This window comes from Streptomyces sp. NPDC012888, from assembly GCF_042900645.1.
Classification (GTDB): Bacteria; Actinomycetota; Actinomycetes; order Streptomycetales; family Streptomycetaceae; genus Streptomyces.
The window spans coordinates 83,986-110,461 of record NZ_JBIBBM010000008.1 but is presented as its reverse complement, the minus strand read 5'-3'; the positions used below and the strand labels follow the sequence as shown (position 1 = coordinate 110,461).

At 74.5% G+C, this 26,476-nt stretch carries 23 protein-coding genes; 9 read left to right on the top strand and 14 right to left on the bottom strand.

Translation table 11 applies throughout. The annotated features are described in order from the left end of the window. Positions 1-419 precede the first annotated feature (419 nt). Positions 420-1,571, bottom strand: coding sequence for an acyl-CoA dehydrogenase family protein (locus ACFY61_RS16355; RefSeq protein WP_389472280.1), 1,152 nt, complete (start codon positions 1,569-1,571; stop codon positions 420-422). A gap of 59 nt (positions 1,572-1,630) precedes the next feature. Between ACFY61_RS16355 and ACFY61_RS16350 the strand changes: the two genes are divergently transcribed. After that, complete coding sequence (locus tag ACFY61_RS16350) at positions 1,631-2,368, top strand: TetR/AcrR family transcriptional regulator (protein ID WP_389472278.1); 738 nt, start codon at positions 1,631-1,633, stop codon at positions 2,366-2,368. 96 nt (positions 2,369-2,464) lie between these two features. Here ACFY61_RS16350 and ACFY61_RS16345 read toward each other — a convergent pair whose 3' ends face one another. The 8 genes from ACFY61_RS16345 to ACFY61_RS16310 all read right to left on the bottom strand — a co-directional run bounded on the left by ACFY61_RS16345 (position 2,465) and on the right by ACFY61_RS16310 (position 14,077). Continuing rightward, a complete protein-coding gene (locus ACFY61_RS16345; protein ID WP_389472276.1) occupies positions 2,465-3,550 on the bottom strand; it encodes a Zn-dependent alcohol dehydrogenase in 1,086 nt (361 codons plus the stop codon). Between the two features lie 38 nt (positions 3,551-3,588). After that, a complete protein-coding gene (locus tag ACFY61_RS16340; RefSeq protein ID WP_389472274.1) occupies positions 3,589-5,001 on the bottom strand; it encodes an aldehyde dehydrogenase family protein in 1,413 nt (470 codons plus the stop codon). An 85-nt stretch (positions 5,002-5,086) separates the two neighbouring features. After that, on the bottom strand, positions 5,087-6,532 hold the full coding sequence (locus tag ACFY61_RS16335; protein ID WP_389472272.1) for a CitMHS family transporter: 1,446 nt from the start codon (positions 6,530-6,532) through the stop codon (positions 5,087-5,089). Positions 6,533-6,605: 73 nt separating this feature from the next. Beyond that, positions 6,606-8,897, bottom strand: a complete 2,292-nt coding sequence (locus ACFY61_RS16330; RefSeq protein ID WP_389472269.1) for a molybdopterin oxidoreductase family protein — start codon at positions 8,895-8,897, stop codon at positions 6,606-6,608. A 223-nt stretch (positions 8,898-9,120) separates the two neighbouring features. Next, the gene (locus tag ACFY61_RS16325) at positions 9,121-9,750 is read right to left on the bottom strand and encodes a TetR family transcriptional regulator (protein ID WP_389472728.1); all 630 of its coding nucleotides are present in this window, start codon (positions 9,748-9,750) and stop codon (positions 9,121-9,123) included. 21 nt (positions 9,751-9,771) lie between these two features. Continuing rightward, a complete protein-coding gene (locus tag ACFY61_RS16320) occupies positions 9,772-11,064 on the bottom strand; it encodes a hypothetical protein (RefSeq protein ID WP_389472266.1) in 1,293 nt (430 codons plus the stop codon). Then, positions 11,061-11,951: a hypothetical protein gene (locus ACFY61_RS16315; RefSeq protein ID WP_389472725.1), complete on the bottom strand. Its 891-nt coding sequence runs from the start codon at positions 11,949-11,951 to the stop codon at positions 11,061-11,063. The genes ACFY61_RS16320 and ACFY61_RS16315 overlap by 4 nt, the downstream gene beginning before the upstream one ends. Before the next feature lie 5 nt (positions 11,952-11,956). Beyond that, entirely contained in the window at positions 11,957-14,077 is a 2,121-nt protein-coding gene (locus tag ACFY61_RS16310; protein ID WP_389472264.1) for a right-handed parallel beta-helix repeat-containing protein, read from the bottom strand. Between the two features lie 148 nt (positions 14,078-14,225). On the opposite strand from ACFY61_RS16310, the gene hmgA reads away from it, so the two are divergent. Beyond that, positions 14,226-15,557: a homogentisate 1,2-dioxygenase gene (gene hmgA / locus ACFY61_RS16305; RefSeq protein WP_389472261.1), complete on the top strand. Its 1,332-nt coding sequence runs from the start codon at positions 14,226-14,228 to the stop codon at positions 15,555-15,557. Between the two features lie 49 nt (positions 15,558-15,606). Beyond that, a complete protein-coding gene (locus ACFY61_RS16300; protein ID WP_389472258.1) occupies positions 15,607-16,356 on the top strand; it encodes a GntR family transcriptional regulator in 750 nt (249 codons plus the stop codon). Between the two features lie 81 nt (positions 16,357-16,437). Here ACFY61_RS16300 and ACFY61_RS16295 read toward each other — a convergent pair whose 3' ends face one another. After that, on the bottom strand, positions 16,438-16,617 hold the full coding sequence (locus tag ACFY61_RS16295; RefSeq protein WP_389472256.1) for a hypothetical protein: 180 nt from the start codon (positions 16,615-16,617) through the stop codon (positions 16,438-16,440). A 117-nt stretch (positions 16,618-16,734) separates the two neighbouring features. On the opposite strand from ACFY61_RS16295, the gene ACFY61_RS16290 reads away from it, so the two are divergent. Further along, positions 16,735-17,859: a type ISP restriction/modification enzyme gene (locus tag ACFY61_RS16290; RefSeq protein ID WP_389472722.1), complete on the top strand. Its 1,125-nt coding sequence runs from the start codon at positions 16,735-16,737 to the stop codon at positions 17,857-17,859. 21 nt (positions 17,860-17,880) lie between these two features. Here the strand turns inward: ACFY61_RS16290 and ACFY61_RS16285 are convergent, their stop codons facing one another. Then, positions 17,881-18,606, bottom strand: a complete 726-nt coding sequence (locus ACFY61_RS16285; protein ID WP_389472253.1) for a TetR/AcrR family transcriptional regulator — start codon at positions 18,604-18,606, stop codon at positions 17,881-17,883. Between the two features lie 76 nt (positions 18,607-18,682). Between ACFY61_RS16285 and ACFY61_RS16280 the strand changes: the two genes are divergently transcribed. The 3 genes from ACFY61_RS16280 (at position 18,683) to ACFY61_RS16270 (ending at position 21,796) form a co-directional block, all read left to right on the top strand. Next, positions 18,683-19,633: an ATP-binding cassette domain-containing protein gene (locus tag ACFY61_RS16280; RefSeq protein ID WP_389472250.1), complete on the top strand. Its 951-nt coding sequence runs from the start codon at positions 18,683-18,685 to the stop codon at positions 19,631-19,633. Next, complete coding sequence (locus ACFY61_RS16275) at positions 19,630-20,421, top strand: ABC transporter permease (RefSeq protein ID WP_389472247.1); 792 nt, start codon at positions 19,630-19,632, stop codon at positions 20,419-20,421. The genes ACFY61_RS16280 and ACFY61_RS16275 overlap by 4 nt, the downstream gene beginning before the upstream one ends. A 178-nt stretch (positions 20,422-20,599) precedes the next feature. Continuing rightward, on the top strand, positions 20,600-21,796 hold the full coding sequence (locus tag ACFY61_RS16270) for a CaiB/BaiF CoA transferase family protein (protein WP_389472245.1): 1,197 nt from the start codon (positions 20,600-20,602) through the stop codon (positions 21,794-21,796). 39 nt (positions 21,797-21,835) lie between these two features. Here ACFY61_RS16270 and ACFY61_RS16265 read toward each other — a convergent pair whose 3' ends face one another. Further along, the gene (locus tag ACFY61_RS16265; RefSeq protein WP_389472242.1) at positions 21,836-22,105 is read right to left on the bottom strand and encodes a hypothetical protein; all 270 of its coding nucleotides are present in this window, start codon (positions 22,103-22,105) and stop codon (positions 21,836-21,838) included. Positions 22,106-22,374: 269 nt separating this feature from the next. Here ACFY61_RS16265 and ACFY61_RS16260 point away from each other — a divergent pair, with 269 nt between their 5' ends. After that, positions 22,375-23,433 (top strand): serine/threonine-protein kinase, encoded by a 1,059-nt coding sequence (locus tag ACFY61_RS16260; RefSeq protein WP_389472240.1) that lies wholly within the window; start codon positions 22,375-22,377, stop codon positions 23,431-23,433. A gap of 75 nt (positions 23,434-23,508) precedes the next feature. On the opposite strand, the gene ACFY61_RS16255 is transcribed toward ACFY61_RS16260, so the two are convergent. Beyond that, a complete protein-coding gene (locus tag ACFY61_RS16255) occupies positions 23,509-24,321 on the bottom strand; it encodes an SGNH/GDSL hydrolase family protein (protein ID WP_389472237.1) in 813 nt (270 codons plus the stop codon). 220 nt (positions 24,322-24,541) lie between these two features. Here ACFY61_RS16255 and ACFY61_RS16250 point away from each other — a divergent pair, with 220 nt between their 5' ends. Further along, on the top strand, positions 24,542-25,642 hold the full coding sequence (locus ACFY61_RS16250; protein ID WP_389472234.1) for a DUF5925 domain-containing protein: 1,101 nt from the start codon (positions 24,542-24,544) through the stop codon (positions 25,640-25,642). A 424-nt stretch (positions 25,643-26,066) separates the two neighbouring features. Here ACFY61_RS16250 and ACFY61_RS16245 read toward each other — a convergent pair whose 3' ends face one another. Then, positions 26,067-26,453 carry a GntR family transcriptional regulator gene (locus ACFY61_RS16245; RefSeq protein WP_389472232.1) on the bottom strand — a complete coding sequence of 129 codons (387 nt, stop codon included), beginning with the start codon at positions 26,451-26,453 and terminating at the stop codon, positions 26,067-26,069. Positions 26,454-26,476: the final 23 nt, after the last annotated feature.

Genomic DNA, 26,476 nt, shown 5'->3' with positions numbered 1-26,476 from the left:
GCGGAGCCGGGGCCGCACCGTCCAGCCCGAGCGGCGCTTGAGCGGGGTCCGGCGGAGCCGTCGAGCACCTGGCGGAGCCGGGGCCGCACCGTCCAGCCCGAGCGGCGCTTGAGCGGGCCCCGGCGCAGCCGAAGCCGCGCGGCCAACGCTCCGCCCGAGCACACGGGGCTCCGCCCCATACCCTGCTCCTCAAACGCCGGAGGGGCTGGAAGTGCCCCCGGAACCGGCCCGCAGGACCACACCACGCCGGGCCATCCAGCGCGAGCGGCGCTTGAGCGGGCCCGGGCGGAGCCCCGGGGCACCTGGCGGAGCCGGGCCGCACTTCAAGCCCGAGCGGCGATTGAGCGGGGTCCGGCGGAGCCGGAGTCGGGCGGCCGTCGGCCCGGGGGCCGCGCCCGGAACGCCCGCGGGCCCGGCGTTCAGAACGCCGAGACTCCCGTGCGGGCCCGTCCGATCAGGAGCTTCTGGATCTGGCTCGTGCCCTCGTACAGCGTCATCACCCGCGCGTCCCGCAACAGCTTCCCCGCCGGGTACTCGTCCACGTACCCGTAACCCCCGTGCACCTGCAACGCGTTGCTCGCCGCCCGTACCGCCGCCTCCGAGGCGAACAGCTTCGCCGTGGAGGCCTCCGTCGCGAACGGGCGTCCCCGGTCGACGAGGTCGGCCACCCGCCACGTGAGCAGCCGGGCCGCGTCCACGTCCACCGAGATGTCGGCGATCAGCTCCTGCACCAGCTGGTGGTGGGCGATCGTGCGGCCGAACTGCTCGCGCTCGCCCGCGTAGGCGACGGCCGCGTCCAGGGCCGCCTGGGCGATGCCCACGCAGCCCGCGGCCACCGACATGCGGCCCTTGGCGAGGGCGGACATGGCCACCGAGAAGCCCTTGCCCTCGGGCCCGAGCATCGCGGAGGCGGGCACCTCCACGTCGTCCAGGACGAGTTCCGCCGTGGCCTGCCCGCGCAGCCCGAGCTTGCCGTGGATCTCGCGACGGGCCAGCCCGGCGGCGTCCGTGGGGACGAGGAACGCGGAGATGCCCCGGTGCCCGGGGTCCTCGTTGCTCCGCGCGAAGACGAGCGCCACGTCGGCCCAGGTGCCGTTGGTGATGAAGGTCTTCGTCCCGCTGAGGAGGTACGTTTCGCCGCGCCGGACCGCCCGGGTGGCGAGCCGGGCCGCGTCGGAGCCGGTGCCGGGCTCGGTGAGCCCGAAGCAGCCGAGGGCGTCGCCGGAGCACAGCCGGGGCAGCCAGGCGCGCTTCTGCGCTTCGCTCCCCCACGCGGCGACGGTCTTCGCGACCAGCCCGAGCGAGACGGAGACGATCCCGCGGACGGCCGAGTCGCCGCGCCCCAACTCCTCGGTGACCAGGCAGTACGCGAGGTGGTCCCCACCCGAACCGCCGTACTCCTCGGGCACGGTGAGGCCCAGGAACCCGAGCGAACCGAGCTTCTTGACGATGCCCCGGTCCACACGTTCGGCGCGGTCCCATTCCGCGGCGTACGGGGTGATCTCGCGGTCGCTGAACTCGCGTGCGAGCTGCCGGACCGCCGCCTGTTCCTCGCTGAGTTCCAGATCCATGGCCACCCCTCGGACGGCGATTAATTAGCGCCGCTAGTTTTAGTTGGGCAGGCCCTACTATGTGGCGCATGGCCAGACCGCGCAAGCCCCTTCTCAGCAGAGACCGCATCGTCGAGGCGGCCGGGGTGCTGGTGGACTCGGAGGGGCTGGAAGCGGTGTCGACGCGGCGGCTGGCGGCCGCGCTGGGCGTCAGCGGGCCCTCCCTGTACAACCACTTCCGCACCAAGGACGAGATCCTGGAGGCGGTCGCCGACGCGGTGAGCGCGCGGGTCGACCTGTCGATGTTCGACGCGGAGGACGGGCGGGACTGGCGCACCGCGCTGCGGGACTGGGCGCACTCCTACCGGAACGCGCTGGCCGACCACCCCAACATCGTGCCGGTGCTGGCGCGCGGGCCGGGACGTCGGCCGTCCGGCCTGCGGCTGGCGGACGCGGTGTTCGGCGGGATGACGGCGGCGGGCTGGCCGCCCGCCCAGGCCACCCGGATCGGCGCGCTGATGCGGTACTTCATCCTCGGCTCGGCGGTGGGCTCGTTCGCCCGGGGCTTCGTGGACGACGAGTCGGCGTACGACCCGGCCGACTACCCGCACCTGGGCCAGGCCCACCTGCTGGCCGAGCGTCAGCGGGAGGTGGACGAAGGCGCCTTCGAGGTGGGCCTGACCGCCCTGCTGGACGGCCTGGCCCTGCAGTACGCGGCGCTGGCCGGCGTCCCGGAGGACCCGGCGGACCGGACGGACCGGACGGACCAGGCTGACCGGGCGGGGGCCGCGCGGGCCCGGTCCGGCCAGGAGGCCTGACCCGGGCGGGAGGGCGCGGCCCGGGCCGGAGGGCGCGGCCCGGGCCGGAGGGCGCGGCCCGGGCCGGAGGGCGCGGCCCGGGCTCGCCGGCCCGGGTCAGGAGTCGAAGACCACCAGCGACCGGCCGCCCTTCCCGGCGACCATGGCGTCGAAGGCGGCCGGGATGCCGTCCAGGTCGATCCGGTCGGTGACCAGCCCGCCGAGGTCGAGGCGGCCGGCCCGGACGTGCTCGGCGAGGACCGGCAGGTCGCGGGCGGGGTCGCTGTTGCCGTAGACGCAGCCGGTGAGGCTGCGGGCGAAGTGGAAGATCTCGAGGGCGTGGAAGGTGACCTGCTGCTCCTTGCCGCCGATGCCGACCACCGTGGTCCGGCCGCCGCGCCTGGTGGACTCCCAGGCGGTGCGGATCGCCGCGGCCCGGCCGGCGCACTCGACGGCCACGTCCGCGCCGCGCCCGCCGGTCAGCGCGCGGACCTCCTTGGCGGTGGTGTCGGAGACGAGGACGAACTCGGTGGCCCCGGCCGCCCGGGCGAGCTCCTCCTTGGCCGGGGACACGTCCACCGCGACCACCGGCCCGGCCCCGGCGATCCGGGCGGCCTGCAGCGCGGCCAGGCCGACCCCGCCGACGCCGAACACGGCCACCGACTCGCCGGCGCGGACCCGGGCGCTGTGGTGGACGGCGCCGTAGCCGGTCAGCACGGCGCAGCCGAGCAGGGCGGCCTCGGCGAGCGGGATGCCCTCGGGGGCGGGGAGCACGCAGTTGGCGGCGACCACGGTCTCCTCGGCGAAGGCCGCCACGTTGAGCCCGGGGTGCAGCTCGGTGCCCTGGGCGTCGTGGGCGTGGACGGCGCCGACTCCGCTGAGGGCGTGGACGCAGAGCCACACCTCGCCCATGGCGCAGTGGTGGCAGCGACCGCAGGACGGCGCCCAGTTGAGCACGACTCCGTCGCCGGGGGCGACGTGGGTGACCCCCTCGCCGACGGCGAGCACGGTACCGGCGCCCTCGTGGCCGAGGACGGCGGGTACGGGGACCCGCATGGTGCCGTCGGTGAGGGAGAGGTCGGAGTGGCAGACCCCGGCGGCGGCGAGCCGGACCCGGACCTGACCGGGCCCGGGGTCGGGCAGGACGATCTCCCGTATCTCCAGCGGGGCTCCGACGGCGGGCAGGATGGCGGCGCGGACCATGGTGGTTTCTCCGTCTGCTGGTGCGGCGTCGGGGGCGGTCAGAACTGCAGGGACTTGGTGTGGAGGTACTCGGCCAGGCCGTGCGGGCCCAGTTCCCGGCCGACGCCGGACTGCTTGTAGCCGCCGAAGGGGGCGAGCGGGTTGAAGCGGCCGCCGTTGATGTCCACCTGGCCGGTGTCCATGCGGCGCGCGAACGCCACCGCGGTCGCGTCGTCCGCGGCCCACACGGCGCCGCCGAGGCCGTACGCGGTGCCGTTGGCGATCCGGAGGGCGTCCTCCTCGTCGTCGTACGGCAGGATCGCGACGACCGGCCCGAAGATCTCCTCCTGGGCGATGGTCATCTCGGGGGTGACGTCGGCGAAGACGGTGGGCGCGACGAACCAGCCCTGCTCGCGGGGCGCTTCGGGGCCGCCCACGACGAGCCGGGCGCCCTCCTCGATGCCCTTGTCGATGTAGGCGCGCACCCGGTCCCGCTGCTTGGCGTTGACGACCGGGCCCAGGCGGGTGGCCGGGTCCTTGGGGTCGCCGACGGGGTACTTGGCGACGGTCTCGGCGGCGAGGGCGACGGCCTCCTCGTACCGGTCGCGGTGCACCAGCATGCGACTGAGGGCGTTGCAGCTCTGGCCGGTGTTGTTCATGACGTGGCCGACGCCGGTGGCGACGGCCTTGGCGAGGTCGGCCCCGGGCAGGATGACATTGGCCGATTTGCCGCCCAGTTCCAGCGCCACGCGCTTCACCGCGCCGCCGGCAGCGGCGCCGACGAGGCGGCCGACGGCGGTGGAGCCGGTGAAGGAGACGAGGTCGACGTCCGGGTGGGTGGCCAGCGCCTGACCGGCGACCGGGCCGGTGCCGGTGACCAGGTTGAAGACGCCGGCCGGTACGCCGGCCTCGTCCACGGCCTCGGCGAAAAGCTGCGCGGTCAGCGGGGTGTCCTCGGCGGGCTTGAGGACGACCGTGCAGCCCGCCGCGAGAGCGGGTGCCACCTTGGCAACGATCTGGTGCAGCGGGTAGTTCCAGGGCGTGATGGCCCCGACCACGCCGACCGGCTCGAGGAGCACGGTGGAGTTCCCGATGCGCTCCTCGAAGGCGTAACCGGCCGCCAGTTCGGCGAAGGAGGAGGACACCGCGATCGGGGCCCCGACGTGGACCATCCCGGAGAAGCCGAGCGGGGAGCCGAGCTCGGCCGTGATCAGCTCGGCGAACTCGCTCCTGCGCGCCACGAGCACGTCCCGGACGGCGGCGATCCGCGCCGCGCGCTCGGCGGGCGGGGTGGCGGCCCAGCCGGGGAAGGCCGCGCGGGCCGCGCGTACGGCCGCGTCCACGTCCTCGGCGGTGCCGGCGGGCACGCCGCCCAGGACCTGCTCGTCGGCCGGGTTGAGGACCTCGATCCGCTCGCGTCCGACGGCGGCCCGCCACTCTCCGCCGATGTACATGCCGTCGTGGGGCTTCATCGCGTTCCTCCCGTGCTGGTGTGCCTGTGTCCTGGCCTCGCGCACACCCTACAAACGAGCACCGGTAGTTTTCTGCGCGCGGGACTCAGATGATGCCGAAAAGCATCCCTGCGGCGAGGACGACCAGGGAGGTGAGGGCGGCCCACTTCACGGTGAAGCGGGTGTGGTCGCCGAACTCCACCTTGGCCATGCCGACCAGTACGTACACGGCGGGGACCAGCGGGCTGGACATGTGGAGGGCCTGGCCGACCAGGGAGGCGCGGGCGATCTCCAGCGGTCCGACGCCGTGGGCGGCACCGGCCTCGGCGAGGACGGGGAGGACGCCGAAGTAGAAGCCGTCGTTGGACATGAAGTAGGTCAGGGGCAGGCTGAGGAGACCGGTGACCAGGGCCATGTGCGGGCCCATGCCCTCGGGGACGGCGCCGACGAGCCAGTCGGCCATGTGCTTGACCATGCCGGTGCCGGTGAGGACCCCGGTGAAGACGGCGGCGGCGAAGACCATGCCGGCGACGTTCAGGACGTTTTCGGCGTGGGCTGCGATGCGCGCCTTCTGGTCGGGCATCCGGGGGAAGTTGACGGTGAGCGCGAGGGCGGCACCGAGCAGGAACAGCACCGGGATCGGCAGCAGCTCCAGGATCATCGCGGTGAGCAGGGCGAGGGTGAGGCCGGCGTTGAACCAGTACAGGCGGGGTCGCAGGGTGTCCCGGTGGGGGTCCAGGCCCTGGAAGCCGCCGGCGTGCGCGGCGGTGACGTCGGCGGGGAAGTGGGCGGGGGCGTCAGCGGGGTGGTCGTCGGTGCCCGTGCCGCCGGCCGCTCCGGTGGCGGAGGCGGCCGGTCCCGTGGTGGTGGGGCCGCCGGCAGCGGCGCCGGAGGTGACCAGGGTCTCCGTGCGCTCCTCGGCGGCGGGCAGGGCCAGCGTGCCGATCCGGCGGCGCTCGCGCAGCCCGAGGACGTAGGCGAGGACGAAGACGAAGACCAGGCCGACCGCGAGGGCCGGGATCATCGGGACGAAGATGTCGGCGGCGTCGAGCTCGAGCGCGGTGGCGGCGCGGGCCGTGGGGCCTCCCCAGGGCAGGGTGTTCATGACGCCGTTGGCGGTGGCGGCCACACCGGTCAGGACCACCAGGCTCAGGCCGAGCCGTTTGTAGAGCGGGTACATGGCCGAGACGGTGATCATGAAGGTGGTTGAGCCGTCGCCGTCGAGCGAGACGACGGCGGCGAGCACCGCGGTGCCCACGACGATCCGGACCGGGTCCGCCTTGCAGAACCGCAGGATGCCCCGGACGATCGGGTCGAACAGGCCGACGTCGATCATCACGCCGAAGTAGACGATGGCGAACATCAGCATGGCGGCGGTCGGCGCGAGTTTGCCGACGCCCTCGATGACGTAGTCGCCGAGCTGCGCGCCCTGCCCGGCGAAGACGCAGAAGAGCGCGGGGATGATGACGAGGGCCGCGATGGGCGACATTTTCTTCATCATGATCAGCACCAGGAAGGTCGCGATCATGGCGAAGCCGAGGAAGGTCAGCATGCAGGGACGGTAGAGCCCTCGTCTTTACGCCAACAAGACGTCCAGCCGTGAGCAATACGAGCAAAACCCCAGGTCAACACATGGGCGAGGCTGACGGTGCGGGGCGGAGCGGCGGTACGGGCGACACCTCCACGGGGAAGCCGTTGAGCACCGCGGTGCCGGACAGCGGGTCCAGCCGGCTGCCGTCGAGCAGCTGGTTGACGTTGGCTCCGGGCCGGGCGGCTGCGGTGGACATCCTGGTTCCGGGCCGGTCGTGGCCCCAGCCGTGCGGGAGGCTGACGACGCCGGCGCGCACGCTGTCGGTGATCTCCACCGGGACTTCCAGCGCGCCGCCCTCGGCGCTGATCCGGGCGGACGCGCCGTCGGCCAGGCCCAGCCGGGCCGCGTCGGCGGGGTGGACGTGCAGGGTGCAGCGGTTGGAACCTCCGGTGAGGGCCGGGACGTTGTGCAACCAGCTGTTGTTGGACCGCAGGTGCCTGCGGCCGACGAGCACCAGGGCGGCGGGGTGTTCCGTCAGCGCCGCGCCCAGCCTGGGGAGTTCGGCCGCGATGGGGTCGGGCAGCAGCTCGATCCCGCCGCTGCGGGTCCTCAGCACGCCGGGGAGCCGGGGGCGCAGCGGGCCGAGGTCGATGCCGTTCGGGTGGGCGCGCAGCCGCTCCAGCGTGAGCCCGTCCGCGGCCGGGGCGTGCCCGAACCGGTCCCCGTACGGGCCGAGCCGCAGCATGAGGTCCAGTCTGCGCTCGGGGCCGGTGTCGCCGGTGAGGCACTCGGCGAGGCGGTCCGGGTCGGCGCCGTGCAGCGGGGAGTGCGGGTCGGCCACGGCCCTGGCCAGGCCGGCCCGGACGGCCAGGTCGTCCACGGCTTCGGGGCCCGCGGTGCCGTGCGTTCCGGAGACGGCGAGGACGAGGCGTGCCTGGATCTCGCATTCGTCCATCCGCCCGGGCTCCAGTGCGACCGGGGCGGGGGTGTACCGGACCTGGTTGCGGATGGCGAATCCGTTGAAGGCGAAGTCGAAGTGGGCGCTCTGCGAGGGCGGCGGAGGGGGCAGGACGACGTGGGCGTGCCGGGACGTCTCGTTGAGGTAGGGGTCGACGGAGACCATGAAGTCCAGGCCGGCCAGGGCCGCGTCGAGGCGGTGTCCGTCGGGCGCGGACAGGACGGGGTTGGCGGCGATGGAGATCACCGCCCTGATCCGGCCCTCGCCCGGGGTGTCGATCTCCTCGGCCAGGGCGGCGAGCGGCAGTTCGCCCTTGGCCTCGGGGTGCCCGGAGACCCGGCTGGCCCACCGGCCGAGGGAGAACCCCTTGCCGGGCCCGGCGGGGCGGGGCGCGGGCCCGGTGGCGGAGAGCGGGAAGAGCGCGCCGCCGGGGCGGTCGAGGTTGCCGGTGAGGATGTTGAGGACGTCGACGAGCCAGCTGGTGAGGGTTCCGAAGGCGACCGTGCAGCTGCCCATCCGGCCGTAGACGGCGGCGGTGGGGGCGGCGGCGAGCCGGCGGGCCAGCGCGCGGATCTCCTCGGCGGGGAGGTCGCAGGCGGGGGCGACCTCCTCGGGGGTGAAACGGGCGAGGGCTTCGGCGAGTTCCCCGAGGTCGGTGGCGAGGTGGGCGACGAGGGGGCCGGGCGCGGCGAGCTTCTCGGCGAGCAGGGTGTGGGCGAGGGCGGCCAGCAGCAGGGCGTCGCTGCCGGGGCGCAGGGCGAGGTGCTGGTCGGCGAGGCGCGCGGTGCGGGTGCGGCGGGGGTCGGCCACCACGAGGGTCCCGCCCCGGGCGCGCAGCGCCTTGAGGCGGCCGGGGAAGTCGGGGGCGGTGCACAGCGAGCCGTTGGACTCGACCGGGTTGGCGCCGAGGAGCAGCAGGAAGTCGGTGCGGTCGAGGTCGGGGACGGGGATGGCGAAGGGGTCCCCGAAGAGCAGCCCGCTGGAGACGTGCTTGGGCATCTGGTCGAGGGTGGAGGCGGTGAAGAGGTTGCGGGTGCCGAGGGCCTTGAGGAGCAGCGGCGGGTAGAGGGCGCCGGCCATGGTGTGCACGTTGGGGTTGCCCAGCACCACGCCGACGGCCTGGGGCCCGTACTGGCGGACCAGCGACGGGACGGCTTCGGCCACGGCCGCGAACGCCTCCTCCCAGGTGGCTTCCACCAGGCGGCCGGCACGCCGGACGAGCGGGGTCCGCAGTCGGTCGGGGTCGCTGTCGAGGTCGCCGAACGCCGCCCCCTTGGGGCAGACGAAGCCGCGGCTGAAGACGTCGTCGCGGTCGCCGCGGGCTCCGGTGACGGTGGTGCCGTCGAGGGTGAGGACGAGTCCGCAGGTGGCTTCGCAGAGGGGGCAGATGCGCGGGGCGGTGCGAGGGGCTCGGGTATCGCTGGGCATGGGCCCTCCTGGGCGGCAGGCTGCGGCGCGCGGGCGTGGACGCGCCCCGAGCATACCGACCGGTAGGCACGGCGGGGAGGGTCCTGCGCGGCCCGCGCTCCCGGCCAGGGTTCCCCGGCCCCTGCTCCCCACTTCCCCGCCCCTTGCCCGTTGCCCCTGCCCCTCGGCCCGTTCTCCGCTGCCGGCGCTGGTCCGGCCCGTCCGCCCCGACCGGGCGGGAGGCTCAGTCGAGGACGCGGGCGAGGTAGGCGTGCATCATGGCGCGGGTTTCGTCCAGGATGTCCGGGTCTCCGGTCGGGGACACCCGGAAGGCCAGCTGTATGAGCGCGTCGGTGGCCTCGACGGCGACGAGGACCGCGCGTCGCAGGGGCGCGTCGGGCACCCGGCGGAGGTGGCCGCAGAGCAGTTCGGTCAGGCGGGCGGCGACGAGGTGGTTGGGGTCCACTTCGGGGTCGCCGGTGGGCGGGGCGGGCACACCGAAGTCGACCAGGACGAAGCCGGGGACGCTGCGCTTCATGGACAGGTACTCGTCGAGCACCGCGTCCACGACGGGCCGCCAGTCCGTGGCCGGGAGTACGGCGAGGCGCTCGGCGACGCCCTCGGCGTAGCGGTCGAGGTTGCGGTGGGCGAGGGCGTCGGCCATGGCCCGTTTGTTGTCGAAGAAGCGGTAGACGGACCCGATGGGCACGCCGGCCCGCAGGGCGACGGCGCGGGTACTGAGGTTCTCGTAGCCGGTCTCGTCGAGGACCTCGGCGCAGGCGTCGAGGATCCGGGCGAGGCGGTCGGCACTGCGCTGCTGGATGGGGGCGCGGCGGAGGGTACGGGCGGGGGGAACTGGTGGCACGGGGTCCATCATGCCGCTCCGGGAAGTGGATCAATTCAGCAGGAGGCCTATTCCGCCGACGGTGTAGACGATCATGAGCCCGAGCAGGGGCAGCTGTCCGGCGACGGCCCGGTCGGGCGGGAAGAGCCGGACGGAGCGGTCGTGGGCCGCGACGACGCCGAGGACGTGGCCGGCGACGACGGCGGTGACCTGGAGGGCGGCGAGGCCGCCCGGACCCAGGGGTGGGGCGGGCGAGGAGGCGTTGTCAGTGCCCAGTGCCATGATTACGGTACGTGGTCCTTCGGTTACGAGGAGGGAGAAGTAGTGGGCCGTGAGATAGCCGAGCGCGATCGGCAGGAGTGAGTGCGCGAAGGCGGTGAGGGGCCCGGGCAGCGGGCCGGACACCAGGCGGGTGGCCGCGGCGCACAGGCAGTAGAGGGCGGCGACGGCGGCGACGGCGCCCAGGAGTCCGAGGGTGGCCGTGGGGGTGCGGCCGAGGGGGGAGGTCTGGACGGTGTTGATCCAGTAGGGGGTGTCGGAGAAGCCGTCGTAGGCGGTGGAGCCGAGCAGGACGCAGACGGTGGCGACGAGGCCGGGGCGCTCGGGTGTGGCGTCGAGTCCGTGCAGGGGGTTGCGGAGGACCAGGCGGCCGTCGTCCCGGCGGCCGAGTGGGGAGAGGCGGGCCAGGAGGGCGGAGTACGCCTCGAAGGGGTCGCCGTGGTCGAACCAGCGCTCGCCGTGGCGGGCGGCGAACAGCAGTTGGACGGCCGTGTGGACGGCGAGGGCGATCAGGAGGGTGGTGGTCGATGCGGGATCGGGCGCGACGAGTTCGAGCCAGGTGAAGCCGAGCAGCCCGACGGCGGCGGGCCGGGTCCCCAGGCGGGCGGGGACCGGGCGGTCGGGCTGCCGGCGGAAGAGCCGGCACAGGAGGAGGTGCACGGAGCGGAGCGGGTTGAGGAGGCGCCAGACGGGGCCGAGCAGCAGGGAGGCCGGGACCAGGCCGACCCAGAGGAGTACGTAGACGGCGCCGGGCGCGGGGTTGCGTTCGGGGTCGTCGGGACCGAGGAGGAGGTGCAGCAGGACGAACAGGGCGGCGGCGAGGCCCAGCCCGCGCAGGGCGGTGCGCGTGGCGGGGGCGTCGGCGGAACGTTGGAGGGCGGCGGGCAGCGGACGGCCGGAACGGTCGCCGCGGAAACGGGAGGAGGACCACAGCAGGCCGAGCGCGAGGAAGGAGACGAACAGGGCGGTGAAGGCGCCGGCGAACGCGTAGAAGGGAGAGATGGGCAGGTCGTGGGTGGATCCCACGCCGTGGGCGAGGGACGGGAGCGAGGGCGGCCGGGTCATCGGACCAGGAGCTGGGTGAGGACCAGGCCGGACTCGTGGGTCTCGACCTCGAAGAGACCGGTGCGGTCCGCGGTGAGCAGCAGGGTGACCTCCTGGCCCGGGGGCAGGGGGAGCTCCTTGTCGTAACCGTGGACGTGCAGGGTGTCGGTGCGGTCGCTGGTGACGCGCAGGGCCACCCGCTCGCCGCGCTTGAGCTCGGTGCGGCCGGGCGGGGGGCTGACCTTGCCGTCGCGGACGGCGATGGTCACGGTCCGGTCGGCGTCCGCGTCGGCGGTGCCGCCGGCCGGTGCCGGGGCGGTCGAGCGGCCCGGGCCGGGATCCTGCCCGTGGCCGTGGGTGTGGCCGGACGGGGCGCCGGGGGTGAGCTGCGCGGTGGCCTGGACGGGCTTGCCGGCGACCGCCCAGGCGGTGTGGTCGTCCGCGTAGAGGCGGACGGTCAGGGTGCGCGCGGCGCCATGGGGTACCTGCGCGGCCGGCAGGTGGTACCAGGGTCCGTACAGCCGGGCCAGTTTGCGGCCGTCCAGCTCCAGGTGGGCGTGGCCGGCGCCGGGGAGGGCGGCGCCGCCGGTGCTGCCGGGGGTGAAGCGGAAGTTCCGCACGGCGAGCTCGAGGTTCCAGCCGTCCTCGGAGTCGGGGCGGACGGTGAGGGTGACCTCGGGGGCGCCGGCCGCCGGGACCTCCCGGTAGCGGTGGCCGGCGGCGTCCTTGGCCTCCAGCAGGGTGCCGGTGCTGCCGGAGGCCTGGTGGTGCGTGGTGCCCGGCTTGTGGTGGGTGGTGGGACGGCCGCCGCAGCCCGCCGCCGTGCCGCCGGCCAGGAGCACGGCGAGGGTGAGCAGCGCCGCGGCGCGGCGGCGGGCCGCGGGCCGGGGGCGGCTCAGGCCACTCATGCCGCTCATGCCGCTCCCTCCCGGGCGCCGGCCGACGGGGTTCCGCCCGCCGGGACCGGCTCGCGGTCGCCCGCCGGGTCGCCGCCGGGGGCGTCGCCGGAGGGAACGGTGCCCGGGCCGGGGCGGGCGGATGCGATCACCGCCCACAGCACCCAGACCACGGCGACGATCCCGCGTATCCAGGCGGGGCCGAGGGGGATCCAGGGGATCATCAGCACGGCCTTGTCGAAGGCGTCGAGCAGGGTGAGCGCGCCCAGCAGGAGGGTGAGGCGGGCGAACCAGGGGCGGTCGGGCCGGAGCGCCAGGCCCGCGCCGGTCCACCACAGGCCGAGCAGCAGCAGGGCCAGGGCCGGGACGGCGGTCGCGGTCAGGCCCGTGGTGGAGCCCGCCACGTCCAGGGCCAGTCCCGCGAGGCCCAGCAGCGAGGCGACCGTGCCCGTCCGGGTGCCGCGCAGCCTGCGCCACCACAGGATCCCGCCCACCAGCAGCAGCACGCAGGCCACGGCGAGTGCCGCCTGGGTCTCCACCCGCTCCAGTCCGCTCGCCCCGTACCAGTCGCAGCCGGCCGGGAGGCGCCGGGCCTGCACGTTGTAGTCGGCGCAGACCATCAGCTGGGCCAGCTTCACCGGTTCGCCGACGAGGCGGGCGGAGGAGCCGCTCACCTCGCCGCGCTCCCCGCCGCACCGGGGCGGGGCGCCGGGAGTGGAGCCGTCGGGGCCGTCCTGCCAGCAGTTGCCCTTGCCCTGGCCGTCCCACCACACGTCCATGCCGTTGGGCCGGGGGTTGCCGGCCTTGTCGCGGCCGAGGACGTTGCCGGCGTACCGGTTGCGGTGGGAGGTGTCGGCCTGCTTGGACCAGGCGGACTCGCCGCGGATGAAGGCCGGTACGGCGCTGAGGAAGAAGGCGGCGCGCTGGTGGCCGTACACCCAGTTGTCCTCGTAGATGTTCCAGTTGCCGCCCGCGGTGATGATGCCGGTGCCGGGGGGCATGGAGATCTGCGGGCAGACCACGCCCTCCTCGTAGCCGCGGTCGACGGGGTCCTTGGCGCAGGTGCCGTCGGCGACGTACCGGTAGTAGTCCTGGTTGTTGTCGTGGATCAGGTTCCGCTCGAACTTGGCGTGGTTCTGCGGCAGTCCGGGGTGGCCGGGGAAGGCGCTGTCCATGGAGGCGCCGCCCATGTTGTGGTCGAACTCGTTGTCGTGGACCCAGACGGAGTCCCCGGCCGTGCCGGAGTAGCCGACCATGTTGTGGTGGCTGCGGCAGCCGGTGATCTCGATGGAGTAGCGGGGGACGTCGTAGCCCCGGCCGTCGTTGATGTTCGAGGCGCTGCCCGGGTAGATGCCGGAGTCCCCGTTGCCGTAGGACTCGCAGTTCTTGTAGAGGCCGTGGTCGCTGGCGAAGGTGAGGAAGCCGTACTCGTCGTTCCACCGGGTCAGCACGTCGTCGATGACGAACCCGTCGGCGGCCAGCACGTACAGCGAGTTGAAGGTGGTGCGCTGGGCGGTGAAGTTGCGGAAGTAGACGCCGTCGGACCGGTCGGCCCGGATCCCGTTGAGCTTGCGGTACTTGCTGTCGATGACCACGTCCAGGCGGGAGGCCCCGGTGCCCTCGATCTGCAGGTCGGTCTTGCCGAGGACGGCGACCAGGTTCTGGTTGTGGGGGCAGCGGACCTGCTGCTCGTAGCTGAGGATCTGGTAGCCGAACGACGAGGTGGGGGCCTTGAGGGAGGCGCACTCGCCGGTCGGTTCGGGCAGGGAGGGCTCCTCCTCGTAGAGCCCGGGCAGCACCGCGATGTTCATGCCGGGCCGGTCGACCTTGTCGACGGCCTCCTGGAGGTGCCGGAACCCGCTGCGCTCGCAGCGCGCGAACAGGTCGAGGTTGCGCTGCCGCAGCTGTTCGGGGAAGCCGGATATCCGTTTCTCGAACGCGGCCCGGTCGGTCTTGCAGACGATCAGGTCGGGCTCCGCCGCACGGTAGCGCGGCACGGAGCCGGAGCCGTCGGGGAAGGTGACGGGCCGCTCTTCGTGCGCGCGGGCGGCGGGTGCGGCGGCGAGGAGTGCGACCAGGGCGAGGAGGGCGGCGAGGAGCGCCCCCGGAACGGCAGGGAACCTGCGGGTCCACGACATGCGCGAGAGAGTAGAGCAATGTTCATCTTTTGGGATCCCCCCGCGCGGGCCCTTTTCCGGCCCCGCCGCCGGCACCGGCCGTTGACGCGGCGGGCCGCGAATCCTACTGTCGACCATAGGATTCCTTCGACGGAGTGGGAGCAGCGCGATGAGCGGCGGCAGCGAGCAGGCCAGGAAGACGGCGGAGGGGCTGGTCTACCTGACCGGCTTCGGCAACGAGCACAGCTCGGAGGCCGTCCCCGGCGCCCTCCCCCACGGCCGCAACTCCCCCCAGCGGGCGCCCCTCGGCCTCTACGCCGAGCAGCTCAGCGGCAGCGCGTTCACCGAGCCGCGGACCCACAACCGCCGGTCGTGGCTCTACCGGATCCGCCCCTCCGCCGCGCACCCCCCGTACACCCGGACCGACAACGGCAACCTGCGGACGGCCCCCTTCACCGAGACCGTCCCGGACCCCAACCGGCTGCGCTGGAACCCGCTGCCCGACCCGGCCCCCGGCACCGACTTCCTGGCCGGCCTGTGGACGCTCGGCGGCAACGGCGACGCCACCCAGCGCACGGGCATGGCCGTCCACCTCTACGCCGCCGACTCCTCCATGACCGACCGGGTCTTCGGCAACTCCGACGGCGAGATGCTGATCGTCCCCGAGCGCGGCGGCCTGCTGCTCCGCACCGAGCTCGGCGTGATGTCCGCCGGCCCCGGCGAGGTGGCGCTGATCCCCCGCGGAGTCCGCTTCCGCGTGGAACTCCTCGACACCGAGGCCGGGCCCGCCCGCGGCTACGTCTGCGAGAACTACGGCCAGCCCTTCGAGCTGCCGAACCTCGGCCCGATCGGCGCCAACGGCCTCGCCGCGGCCCGGGACTTCCGCGCCCCGGTCGCCGCGTACGAGGACGTCGAGCGGCCGACCGAGGTCGTCAACAAGTTCTGCGGCAACCTCTGGACGGCCACCTACGACCACTCCCCGCTGGACGTGGTGGCCTGGCACGGCACCCACACCCCGTACGTCTACGACCTGCGCCGCTTCAACGTGCTGGGCAGCATCAGCTACGACCACCCCGACCCGTCGATCTTCACGGTGCTGACCTCGCCCACCGACACCCCGGGCCTGGCCGGCGTCGACTTCGTGGTCTTCGCCCCGCGCTGGCTGGTCGGCGAGGACACCTTCCGCCCGCCGTACTTCCACCGCAACGTGATGAGCGAGTACATGGGCCTGATCGAGGGCGCCTACGACGCCAAGGCCGAGGGCTTCGTGCCGGGCGGCGGCTCGCTGCACAACATGATGTCCGCCCACGGCCCGGACCGGGAGACCTTCGACCGGGCCAGCGCCGCCGAGCTCAAGCCGCAGAAGATCGACGACGGGCTGGCCTTCATGTTCGAGACCCGCTGGCCGATCACCGCCACCGCGCAGGCCGCCGCCGCGGACCACCTCCAGCCCGCCTACGACGACGTCTGGCAGGGGCTCGAACGGCACTTCCGCGCCTAGGATCCTCCCCCAGGACCGCGCACCGCCCCACCCGTACGGAGAACCGACCGTGACCGCCTTCGCCCCCGACTCGCTGGTGCTGAACCGGAAGCTGCCGCTCTGGTACCAGGTGTCGCAGTCGCTGCGCGCCTCGATACTGGGGCGCTCACCGGAGTCCTCCCTGCGGTTGCCCACCGAGGAGCAGCTCGCCGAGCACTACGGGGTCAGCGTGCTGACCATGCGGCAGGCCCTGAAGGAGCTGGAACAGGAGGGGCTCATCAGCCGGCACCGGCGGCGCGGCACGTTCATCGAGCCGGGGGCGCGGCGCGGCGCCCCGGTACGGCTGCTGGGCTCGGTCGACGCGATCGTCGCCCAGCAGTCGGGCGAGCCGACGACGGTGCTGGGGTGCGGGCGCGGTCCGGTGCCCGGCGAGCTCGCCGAGTACTTCCCCGGCCTCGCGGAGGTGGTCACGTACCGGCGGCTGCGCCGCGACGGGACGACCGGGGAACCGACCAACTGGGCGGAGAACGCGGTCCGTCCGGAGGTCGCGGAGGCGGTGGAGACGGCCGACCTGGAGCGCTGGCCGATGACGAAGGTGCTCCGGGACGCGGTCGGGGTGCGGATCAGCCGGATCACGGACACGGTGGAGGCGCGGCTGGCCGACCCTGTGACCGCCGAGCTGCTCCAGGTGCCGCTGCTCAGCCCGATCCTGCACTACACGGGCGTGACGTACGACGAGGACGGCCGGGTGGTGGACGTGGCCAGGATCCGGTACCGCGGCGACCGGTTCTCCTTCACGGTCACCATGGACGCGCACTAGCGGGCGCGGCCCGGGGCACACCGCAACCTGCACCGGCACCGTGCGCGGGACGCGGCCAGCGAGACGCGGCCAGCGGTCCGGTCAGCGGTCCCGGTCGGCGGTGCGGTCCTCCTCGTCGCGACCGCGCTCGCCCTCCGCCTGGGACGGGGTGGTCCGCATGGTCTGGGGGTGCCGCTGCTTGCGCTCCCGCTCGTCCATGTCCTCGTCGAGGCGCTCGCCCTCCGCCTGTGACGGGGTCGAGTACTCGTCGTACTGGCTCATGGCCGCCCTCCTCGATCCGAACATGTGCATACAAAAGGAGCGTAACGCTTCGGGGTGGCCGGGACAGGTCCTACCATCTGCCGGGTGACGACCGACGCGCCCCTGCTGGACGATCTGATGCCCTGGTCGGTGGCCCCGCTGCGGCTCGGTCGGGCCTGGGTGACCGCGGCCGATCCCGCGACGTTGCGGACCCGGTGGGCGGCGCTGGCCGCCGCCGAGGGGGCCGAGCGCGCCCGCCTGTTCCGGCCCACCCGGGCCCGTACGCCGGAGACCGGCGCGGCCGCGCTCCCCGGGCAGCGGACCCGGACCGGCCGGTTCGCCCGGGAACCCGGGCCGTGCCCGGAGCCGGTGCGGGTGCTGTCGGAGTTCTTCCACGAGCAGTGGCTGCTCCCGGACCAGCGCCTGATCGACGCGGCCCGGCCGGAGTTGTGGCGGGTCCGGGACGCCCGGCAGCTGTTCACCGTGGAGGACCCGGAGCTGCTGGTCACCGCGCACCTGCCGGCCGGGCGCCCGGGCCGGGTGCGGCCGCTGCACCGCCGGCCCGGCGGGGCCGAGCCCAATCTGGCGCCGGGCCTGCTCGACTTCCTCGGCGGGCGGTACCGCACCCGGGTGGCCCCGGAGGACGTGCTGTGCTGGGCACTGGCAGCGGGACGCCCCGGCCCGGCCGGGTACGAGGTGCCGCTGGCCGCCGACCCGGACCGCTGGCGGACCGGGGTGGACCTCGGCCGGCGGCTGCTGACCGTGCAGCTGCGCGGCGCGCGGGGCGGGGAACCGCCCCGGCTGCCCGGCGGCCACCGGCCTTACGTACGGGCCGCGCTGCCCGGCCGGCCGGACGGGCCCGTCTACGAGCCGGAGACCCGGACCCTGCACCTGGGCGGCGGCCAGATCTCCCCGGTTCCGGCCGGGGCCTGGGAGTACCAGGTGCGCGGGGTGCGGGTGCTGGAGGGCTGGTTCGAGGCCAGGACCCGGCACTGGCACGCGGAGGCGGGCGGCCTGGAGGCCCTCGGTCCGGCCGACTGGCCGCAGGAGTGGACCTCGGAGCTGCTCGGCCTGATCACCACGCTCTCGCTGCTGGCCGGACTGGCACCGGAGCGGGCGGCGTTCCGGCCCGGCCCGCTGTTGCCCGCCGCCCTGCTGCGGGAGGGCGGGATCCTGCCGCCTCCGCGCTGGTCCCGGCGGCCCGCCTCGGTCCTGGACCACCAGGAGGAGGGCCCGGGCGGCCAGTTCGCCCTCCCCCTGTAGGCGCGTACGGGTCGCCCGGCGCTAGGAAGCCCCCCACCCGGCGAGCAGCCGGTCCAGGAAGCGGTCGAAGGCGGCGTCGAGGTCAGGGGCGATCGGGGTGCCGTCCGCCGAGGACAGGGCGGCCGCCAGGTGCGGGTAGTCGCCGGTGGCCAGGCGGCCGACGAGCCAGGCGCCGCGGACCCGCTGCTCCTCGGCCTCGCTCCAGGGCAGGCTGCGGGCCCGTTCGGCGAGGGCGAGCTCGCCGGTCACGTACGTCGCGACGGTCCCGTTCAGCGCGGCGACGAGTTCCACCTTCTCGGCGCCGGAGGCCTCCAGGGGCTCCAGGCAGGCCAGGCAGTGCTCCAGGTAGCGCAGCGCCTGCGGCCCGAAGCCGTACACCGGGGAGAGCAGCCGGGGCAGCCACGGGTGGCGGTGCATCAGCGCGCGTCCCTGGCGGGCGATGCCGAGCAGGTCGGCGCGCCAGTCGCCGCTGGGCGGGGTCAGTTCGTACTCCGCGCTGACCGCGTCGACCATCAGCTCGTACAGGTCCTCCTTGCGCGGGACGTAGTTGTAGAGGGACATGGTCCCGGCGCCCACCCCGGCGGCGACCCGCCGCATGGACACCGCCTCGACGCCCTCCGCGTCGGCGATGCGCACCGCCTCCGCCGCGATGGAGTCACGGCTGTGCGCGGGGCGGGGCCCGCGGCCGGCCCGCTGGGGGCGGGCCCAGATCACCCCGGGTTCAGCGGTACGCCCGCTGGCTGTCATCGGCCATCACCTCGATCTCGGTACTCGGACCCCATCGTAGTTACGTACGCCGTACGTAGTGAGGTATGGTCGCCGCATGACAACTACGTACGCTGTACTTAGTGAGGGTCTGGAGAAGCGGTTCGGCGAGGTGCGCGCCCTGCGCGGACTGGACCTCGCCGTCCCCGCCGGCACCGTCTGCGGGCTGCTCGGGCCCAACGGCGCCGGGAAGACCACCGCCGTCCGGGTCCTCGCCACCCTGACCGCGCCCGACGGGGGGACCGCCTCGGTGGCCGGCCACGACGTGGTCCGCTCCCCCGCCGCCGTACGCCGGGCCATCGGCGTCACCGGCCAGTACGCCTCGGTGGACGGCGACCTGACGGGCCGGGAGAACCTCCGGCTGTTCGCGCGGCTCTCCGGGCTGCGCGGAGCCGCCGCCCGCACCCGCGCCGACGCCCTGCTCGACCGCTTCGGGCTGGCCGAGGCCGCCGACCGAGTCGCCCGCACCTGGTCCGGGGGCATGCGGCGGCGGCTCGACCTGGCCGCCGGCCTGCTGGGCCGCCCCGAGGTGCTGTTCCTCGACGAGCCGACCACCGGCCTGGACCCGGCCAGCCGCGAGCAGATCTGGACCGCGGTGCGGTCGCTCGCCGACGAGGGCACGACCGTGCTGCTGACCACCCAGTACCTGGAGGAGGCGGACCGGCTCGCCGACGACATCGTCCTCGTCGACCGGGGCCGGGCCTCCGTCACCGGCACCCCCGCGTCCCTGAAGGCCCGCATCGGATCGGCGGCCCGGGTGACCGTCGCCGGAGCCGACGCGCTCACCGGCGCGGCCACCGTCCTGGACCGGCTCACCGGGGGCCGTCCGGACGTGGACGAGGAGGCGCTCACCGTGACCGTGACCGTCGCCGACCCCTCCCTCACCCTCCCGGGGGTCATCCGGGCCCTGGACTCGGCCGGCATCCCGGTCACCGACGCGAGCCTGCGCCCGCCCACCCTCGACGAGGTCTTCCTCCGCCTCACCACCGTGAAGGAGTACGCGGCATGACCGGCAACGTCCTGACCGACGGGGCGGCCGTCTTCGGCCGGCAGCTGAACAAGGCCCGCCACGCGCCCGCCCTGCTGATCCTCACCCAGACCATGCCGATCACCATGCTGCTGTTCTTCGGCTACGTGTTCGGCAGCGCGCTGGCCATGCCCGGCGCCGAGTACCGGGAGTTCCTGGTGCCCGGCCTGCTCGCCGCGACCGCCGCCAACGGCCTCATGACGGGGATGTTCACGGCCGCGCAGGACGCCCACCGCGGGGTCACGGACCGGTTCCGGACCCTGCCGATGAGCCGGGCCGCGGTCCCGCTCGGACAGACCGCCGCCGATCTGCTGACCACCGGGGTGTCGATGGTGCCGCTGATGCTGGTGGGCCTCGCGATGGGATGGCGGGTCGAGAACGGGCTGCCGGGCGCGCTCGCCGCCCTGGGCGTGCTGCTGTTGTTCCGGTTCGCGACCGCCTGGACGGGCACGTACCTGGGGCTGGTGAGCCGGAGCGAGGAGGCGGCGGGCCAGCTGGGCAGCGCCACCTTCGTACTGCCGATGCTGTCCAGCGCGTACCTGCCGACGGCCGGGCTGCCGGACTGGCTGCGCGCGGTGGCCGAGTGGAACCCGATCAGCGCGGTGGCCACCGCGGTCCGCGAACTGTGCGGGAACGCGGGTGGCGGGGCGGCCCCGGGCGCGGCCTGGCCGGCCGCCCACCCGGTGGCCGGGGCGGTGCTGTGGTCGCTGGCGCTGCTGGTGCTGTTCGTACCGCTGGCCGCGCGCAGGTTCGCGCGCGGCCAGGACTGAGCGGGACCCGGCGGAGGGACGTGACGGTCCCGGTCGAGGCGCGGTGCGTGACGGCGGACTCGGCCCGGACCTGACATCCCATGACCGTCGACATACGCGCGGGAACCGGACGAAACGCGGCATTCCGGCGCGGCGCCCGGGTGACAAGCCACACGCCCAGCGGGTAGGCAGTGCTGTCATGGACACCGAACCGCTCCCGCTGGACGGCATCACCGTCGTCGCCGTCGAACAGGCCGTATCCGCACCCTTCGCCACCCGCCAGCTCGCCGACCTCGGCGCCCGGGTGATCAAGGTGGAGCGCCCCGACGGCGGCGACTTCGCCCGCGGCTACGACACCGCCGCCCAGGGCCTGGCCTCGCACTTCGTGTGGGCCAACCGGGGCAAGGAGTCCATCGCGCTGGACCTGAAGGACCCGCGCGGCCGCGAGCTGCTCCACGCGCTGGTCGCGGAGGCGGACGTGTTCGTGCAGAACCTCGCGCACGGCGCGGCCGCCCGCCTCGGCTTCGACTCGGCGGCCCTGACCGCCCGGTACGAACGCCTGGTCGCGGTGGACGTCTCCGGCTACGGCGCCGAGGGCCCGTACGCGCACAAGCGGGCCTACGACATGCTCGTGCAGTGCGAGGCGGGACTGGTGTCGGTGACCGGCACCCCCGACCGGCCGGTGAAGGCCGGCATCCCGGCGGCCGACATCGCGGCCGCCATGTACGCCTTCTCCGGGGTGCTGGCGGCCCTGTTGCGCCGGGGCACCACCGGGCGGGGCGGCCGGGTCGAGGTGTCGATGCTGGACGCGCTCGCCGAGTGGATGGGACATCCGCTGCACCACACGATGCACGGCGGGCGGCAGCCCGCGCGGACCGGCCTCGCGCACGCGGTGATCGCGCCGTACGACGCCTATCCGACGGCGGACGGCGGGCAGGTGCTGCTGTCGGTGCAGAACGACCGGGAATGGCGACGCCTCGCCGAACAGGTGCTGGACCGACCCGAGTTGGGCACCGACCCCGGCTACGCGACGAACGCGGCGCGGACGGCGAACCGGGAGAAGACCGACGCCGTGGTCGCGGAGGCACTGGCCGCGCTGACCGCGGCGGAGGCACTGGAACGACTGGAGGCGGCCGGCATCGCCTGCGCCCGCCTGAACTCCGTGGCGGACCTGGCCGCGCATCCCCAGCTCTCGGCGCGCGACCGCTGGCGGCAGGTGGACACCCCGGCCGGGCCGCTGCGGGCCCTGCTGCCGCCGGTCGGGCTGCCGGGCGGCGCGGCACCGCGCATGGGCGCGGTGCCCGCACTCGGCGAGCACACCGACGCCCTGCTGCGCGCCCTGGGGATGACGGACGCGCAGATCACGGCGCTGCGCCGGGACGGTGTGGTCGCCTGAGGCCGGGGACGGAGGTGTGCCGGGTGAAGGGACGTCGTGTTACGAGCGGCGGCTGCCGAGGAGCGTGCGACGCAGCCGGCGCAGCGGGGCGAAGAGCGAGACGCGCGCGCTCCGGCTCCGCTGGACGTGCGTGTGGTCGCGCGACGTGAGTTCACGCATCAGCAGGGTCGCCTCGGCCGTCTCGCGCTGCGGGACGGCGGGTCCGCCCAGCACGGCGAGGTGGCGGTCGAGGCGCGAGCTGGTCGCGCTGCTGCCGCAGGTGATGGCAGGCACGCGGGGCGGCCTGCTGCGCATTGCTATCTGTTCCATGTCTCTCCCCACCCGTACGAGGGCACCCGGCCCGGGCAGGGTAACCCTATCGCCCCGACGTCGCAGTCGGGTATCCCGGGCGTGTGAATTACCCCTGTTTCATGCGGGAGTTGACGGTTACTCAGCGGAGTCGACCGTCACTCTCCGCACAAATCGGCTGCTTTGGAGAGTTTCCGCGCGACCCACGCCACAAGGCGCCAACTCGGATAACGTGGAGTGATCGACCCGTTGCGGACGACCGGGGCTGATGGGGGGCTCGGATGACGCGGATGAGCGGCGGAGAGAGCGGAGCGGGCGCAGAGGGCGCGAAGAGCGGAGCGGGCGGAGCGGGCGCAGAAGGCCCCGGGAGCCGGGAGCCGGTCGGCGGACGCACCCTGGCGGGCCGGTACCGGCTGCTCGACCCGCTGGGCGAGGGCAGCTCCGGGATCGTCTGGCGGGCCCGGGACGAGCTGCTCGGGCGGGAGGTCGCGGTCAGGGAGGTGCGCGCCCCGGCCGGACTGGACGCCGAGGGCGTGCGCCGGGTCCACGAGGCGGCCGAGCGGGAGGCCGGAGCGGCCGCCCGGATCGCCCACCGCGGCGTGGTCAGGGTGCACGACGTGGCCTCCGAGGACGGCCGGCCCTGGATCGTGATGGAGCTCGTGCGCGGGCTGACCCTGGCCGAGGTGCTCGCCGGGGACGGGCCGCTGCCGCCCGGGCGGGCGGCCCACATCGGCGAGCAGCTGCTGGCGGCGCTGCGCGCGGCGCACGACGCGGGGGTGCTGCACCGCGACGTACGGCCGGGCAACGTGCTGGTCGCAAACGACGGCCGGGTGATGCTGAGCGACTTCGGCCTGCCGCGGCCGGACGGTCCGGCGGGCGCCTACCTCGCGCCGGAGCTGGAGTCGGGCCGTGAGCCCACGCCCGAGGCGGACCTGTGGTCGCTGGGGGCGCTGCTGTGGACCGCGGTCGAAGGGAGCCCGCCGCCCCGGCCGGTCCCCGGCGGTGAGGCCGCCGCGCCGCGCCGGGCCGGCACGCTGGCACCCGTACTGGAGGTGCTGCTGCACGCGGATCCCGCGCGGCGGGCGACGCCGGCCCAAGCGGCGCGGATGCTGCGGGTGGTGGGCGCGGGCGGGACCGTACGCGCCTCGGGCGGCCCGGAGTCGGGGCCGGCCGGCATCCCCGCGGCGAGTGCCGGGGAGTCCGGCGCCGACGGGGCCGGCGGCGGTACCGCGACCGCGGCACCACCGGAAGGGGCGGTGCCGCGCCGCGCCGGCCTGGTGCTGGCGGCCGGGGTGCTGGTCCTGCTGGTGGGACTGGTGGCGCTGGTCTGGCTGCTCGCGTCGGCCTGACCGGTCCGGCCGGAATGGCGCTGGTGGCGCCGGTGGTTCTGGTGGTTCTGGTGGCCGGACCGGGGTGACGCCGGCTCAGGCGGCGTTGGTGAACACGGGCAGGTAGCCGCCGGACTGTCCGGCCGCGGTCGGGTGGTAGGACTCGCCGATGTTGGTCCAGTTGACGCTGTGCAGCCACGCGCTGCCGGAGCAGATCTCGTGTCCGGTGAAGGCACCGACCACCGAGGCGAAGGCGAACCCGTGGTCGGCGGCGCGCTTGGCGATCGCGGTGTTCAGGTGGTCGGCGGCCCCGTTGATGGCCGAGCGCTCCCCTTCGGAGAGCCCCGCCACGCAGGTGCCGTTGAGCTTGTAGAAGCGGGGGTAGCCGATGACCACCACGCGGGCGGCCGGGGCCTTGGCCCGGATGGCGTTGTAGACCTGGTCGAGTTTGCCGGGGAGCGTGCTGTCCACGTACGCCTTGGCCTGGTTGACGCGGTTGACGCAGGTGGACTCGGACTGCAGCACACAGGTCGTCATGACGTCGGAGAACCCGGCGTCGTTGCCGCCGACCGTGATGCTGACGAGGTCGGTGCCGCTGTTGAGCGGTGCGAGCTGGTTGTTGCGGACGTCGTCGGTGCGGGCGCCCGAGCAGGCGGTGAAGGAGAAGGACTGCGGGGAGTTCCTGGCGGCCCAGAGCGCCGGGTAGGCGCGGCTGGTGCGCTTGCAGCTCCCGCTGCCGCTGTCGTAGTTGCCGGCGCCGACGCCGGAGGAGTACGAGTCGCCGAGCGCGACGTACCCGAAGTCGGCCTGGGGGGCCGCGGCAGCCGCCGTGGCACCGAACAGGGCGGCACCTGCGGCCAGCAGGAGGGCGGAGCTTAACGAGGCGAAACGGCGGAGTTCCGTGCTCATGGGGGCGGCTCCTCGTGGGGGTCGTGACGGTCGTGGGGGTTGACCGTCCAGTCCGTGGTACAAGCCGCCGGAGGTTTCTGGAAGTGTCCATGCCAAGAAGATTCGGGGGCGGAATCTTCACGCCGAAGGTGTTTGAGGAGGGAAGTCGCGCACCCGATCCAGCGAACGAACCGGCGAAACACGGGTGCACGGGGGGACCTCGTGCCGGATCATGGGCGCCATGCCAGCGACCAACCCTCAGGACGCACTGCCGATCCGGCTCAACGTCGACGACAGCGACTCCCCCTCGGACGTCGTCGACGCGCTGTTCCTCGGCCGGTTCGCGTCGGGCGAGCAGCCGTACTCGCACAGCGTCACCATCGAGCGGGTCCGGGCCGGGGCCACCCTGCTGCCGCCGTCGGCCCGCGTGCTGCGCTCGGCCCGCGACAGCGACCGCAGCGCCACCCTCGCCGAGGGCGAGGGCTGGACCATGCTGGTCTCGCGGTGGAGCCGGGGGGCGGACGTCACGGTGACGGCGGTCAGCGACGAGCTGGCGACGAGCATGCTGGACGCCGCCACCGACGGGGCGCAGGACGAGCCCGAACCGCAGCCGGAGAACGTCACGATGGGGTTCTGGTACGTCTCACCGCGGCGCGGGCCGTACCGGACGACGCGTCAGATCGCGGCGGGCACCTGGGCCGAGGTGCGGCCGAACTACTCCGGGCCGGTGGCCGCGGCCATGGACCGGCTGATGAAGGTCACGCCCGACGACATCGCGGGCCGGCTGCTGCTGCTCCACGGGCCGCCGGGGACCGGCAAGACCTCGGCGCTGCGGACGCTGGCCCGGTCGTGGCGGGACTGGTGCCAGGTGGACTGCGTACTGGACCCGGAGCGGCTGTTCAACGACGTCGGGTACCTGATGGACATCGCGATCGGCGAGGACGAGGGCACGGCCAAGGGGCGGTGGCGGCTGCTGCTCCTGGAGGACTGCGACGAGCTGATCCGCGGCGAGGCGCGGCACACGGCGGGGCAGGCGCTGTCCCGGCTGCTGAACCTGACGGACGGGCTGCTGGGGCAGGGCCGCAACGTGCTCGTCGGCGTCACCACCAACGAGGACCTGGAGCGGCTCCACCCGGCGGTGGTCCGGCCGGGCCGCTGCCTGGCCCGGATCGAGGTCGGCCCGCTCACCCACGGGGAGGCGGTGGACTGGCTCGGCACGGACGAGGGGGTGTCGCGCGAGGGCGCCACCCTGGCCGAACTCTTCGCCCTCCGCCGCGGCTCGGGGCCGGCGGCGGTACTCCCACCCCAGCCCCACGGCCCGGCGGCGGGCCTGTACCTCTAGCCTCCGGCGGGGCACGACTGGGGCTGCGGTCCCGCGGTGGCTCAGCCCAGCGGACCGGCTCCGGGCGGGGAAACCCAGCCCCATAGGCACTCGAGCAGCGCTTTCCCGGCCGGAGCCCAGGCTGCCCGGCTCGGCTCCGCCCGGCCCCGCTCAAACGCCGCTCGGGCTGAAACGCCCCCGCACCGGGCCGGAACGCCGCGCACGGCTCGGCTCCGCCCGGCCCCGCTCAAACGCCGCTCGGGCCGGAAGGCCCGCCCGGGCGCAGCCCAGCAGGCCGGCTCCGCGCGGGCAAACCCCAGTCCCGCCGGCGATTGAGGCGCGGGGGGCGGGGCAGAGCCCCGCGTGGTCGGGCGGAGCCGGCTCGGACGGCCACCGCTCCGGGCGGCCACGCTGAGACGCCGCTGCGCCGGGCCCGGCGCCGGGGTCAGGCCGGGTAGCGGGAGCGCAACGCTTCGACGGCCGTCGACACCGCTTCGTCGAAGGTCAGCCCCAGCCGCCGCGCCCGCTCCGCGTACGCCTGCGCCGCAGCCGCGGCCTCGCGGGCCGTCGCGTCGCCCGCCGCCGCCACGAACGTCCCGTGCCGGCCCCGCGTCTCGATCACCCCGTCCGCCTCCAGCGCCCGGTACGCCTTGGCCACCGTGTTCGCGGCCAGCCCCAGCTCCTCCGCCAGCCCGCGCACGGTGGGCAGCTTGTACCCCGCCGGCAGCCCGCCGGACCGGGCCCGCTCCGCGATCTGGGCGCGCAGTTGCTCGTACGGGGCCGCCGAGCCGGCCGCCGCCGAAATGGTGATCTTCAGGTTCGTCGAGGTCACCCGCCAGATTCTGCTGCATCGGG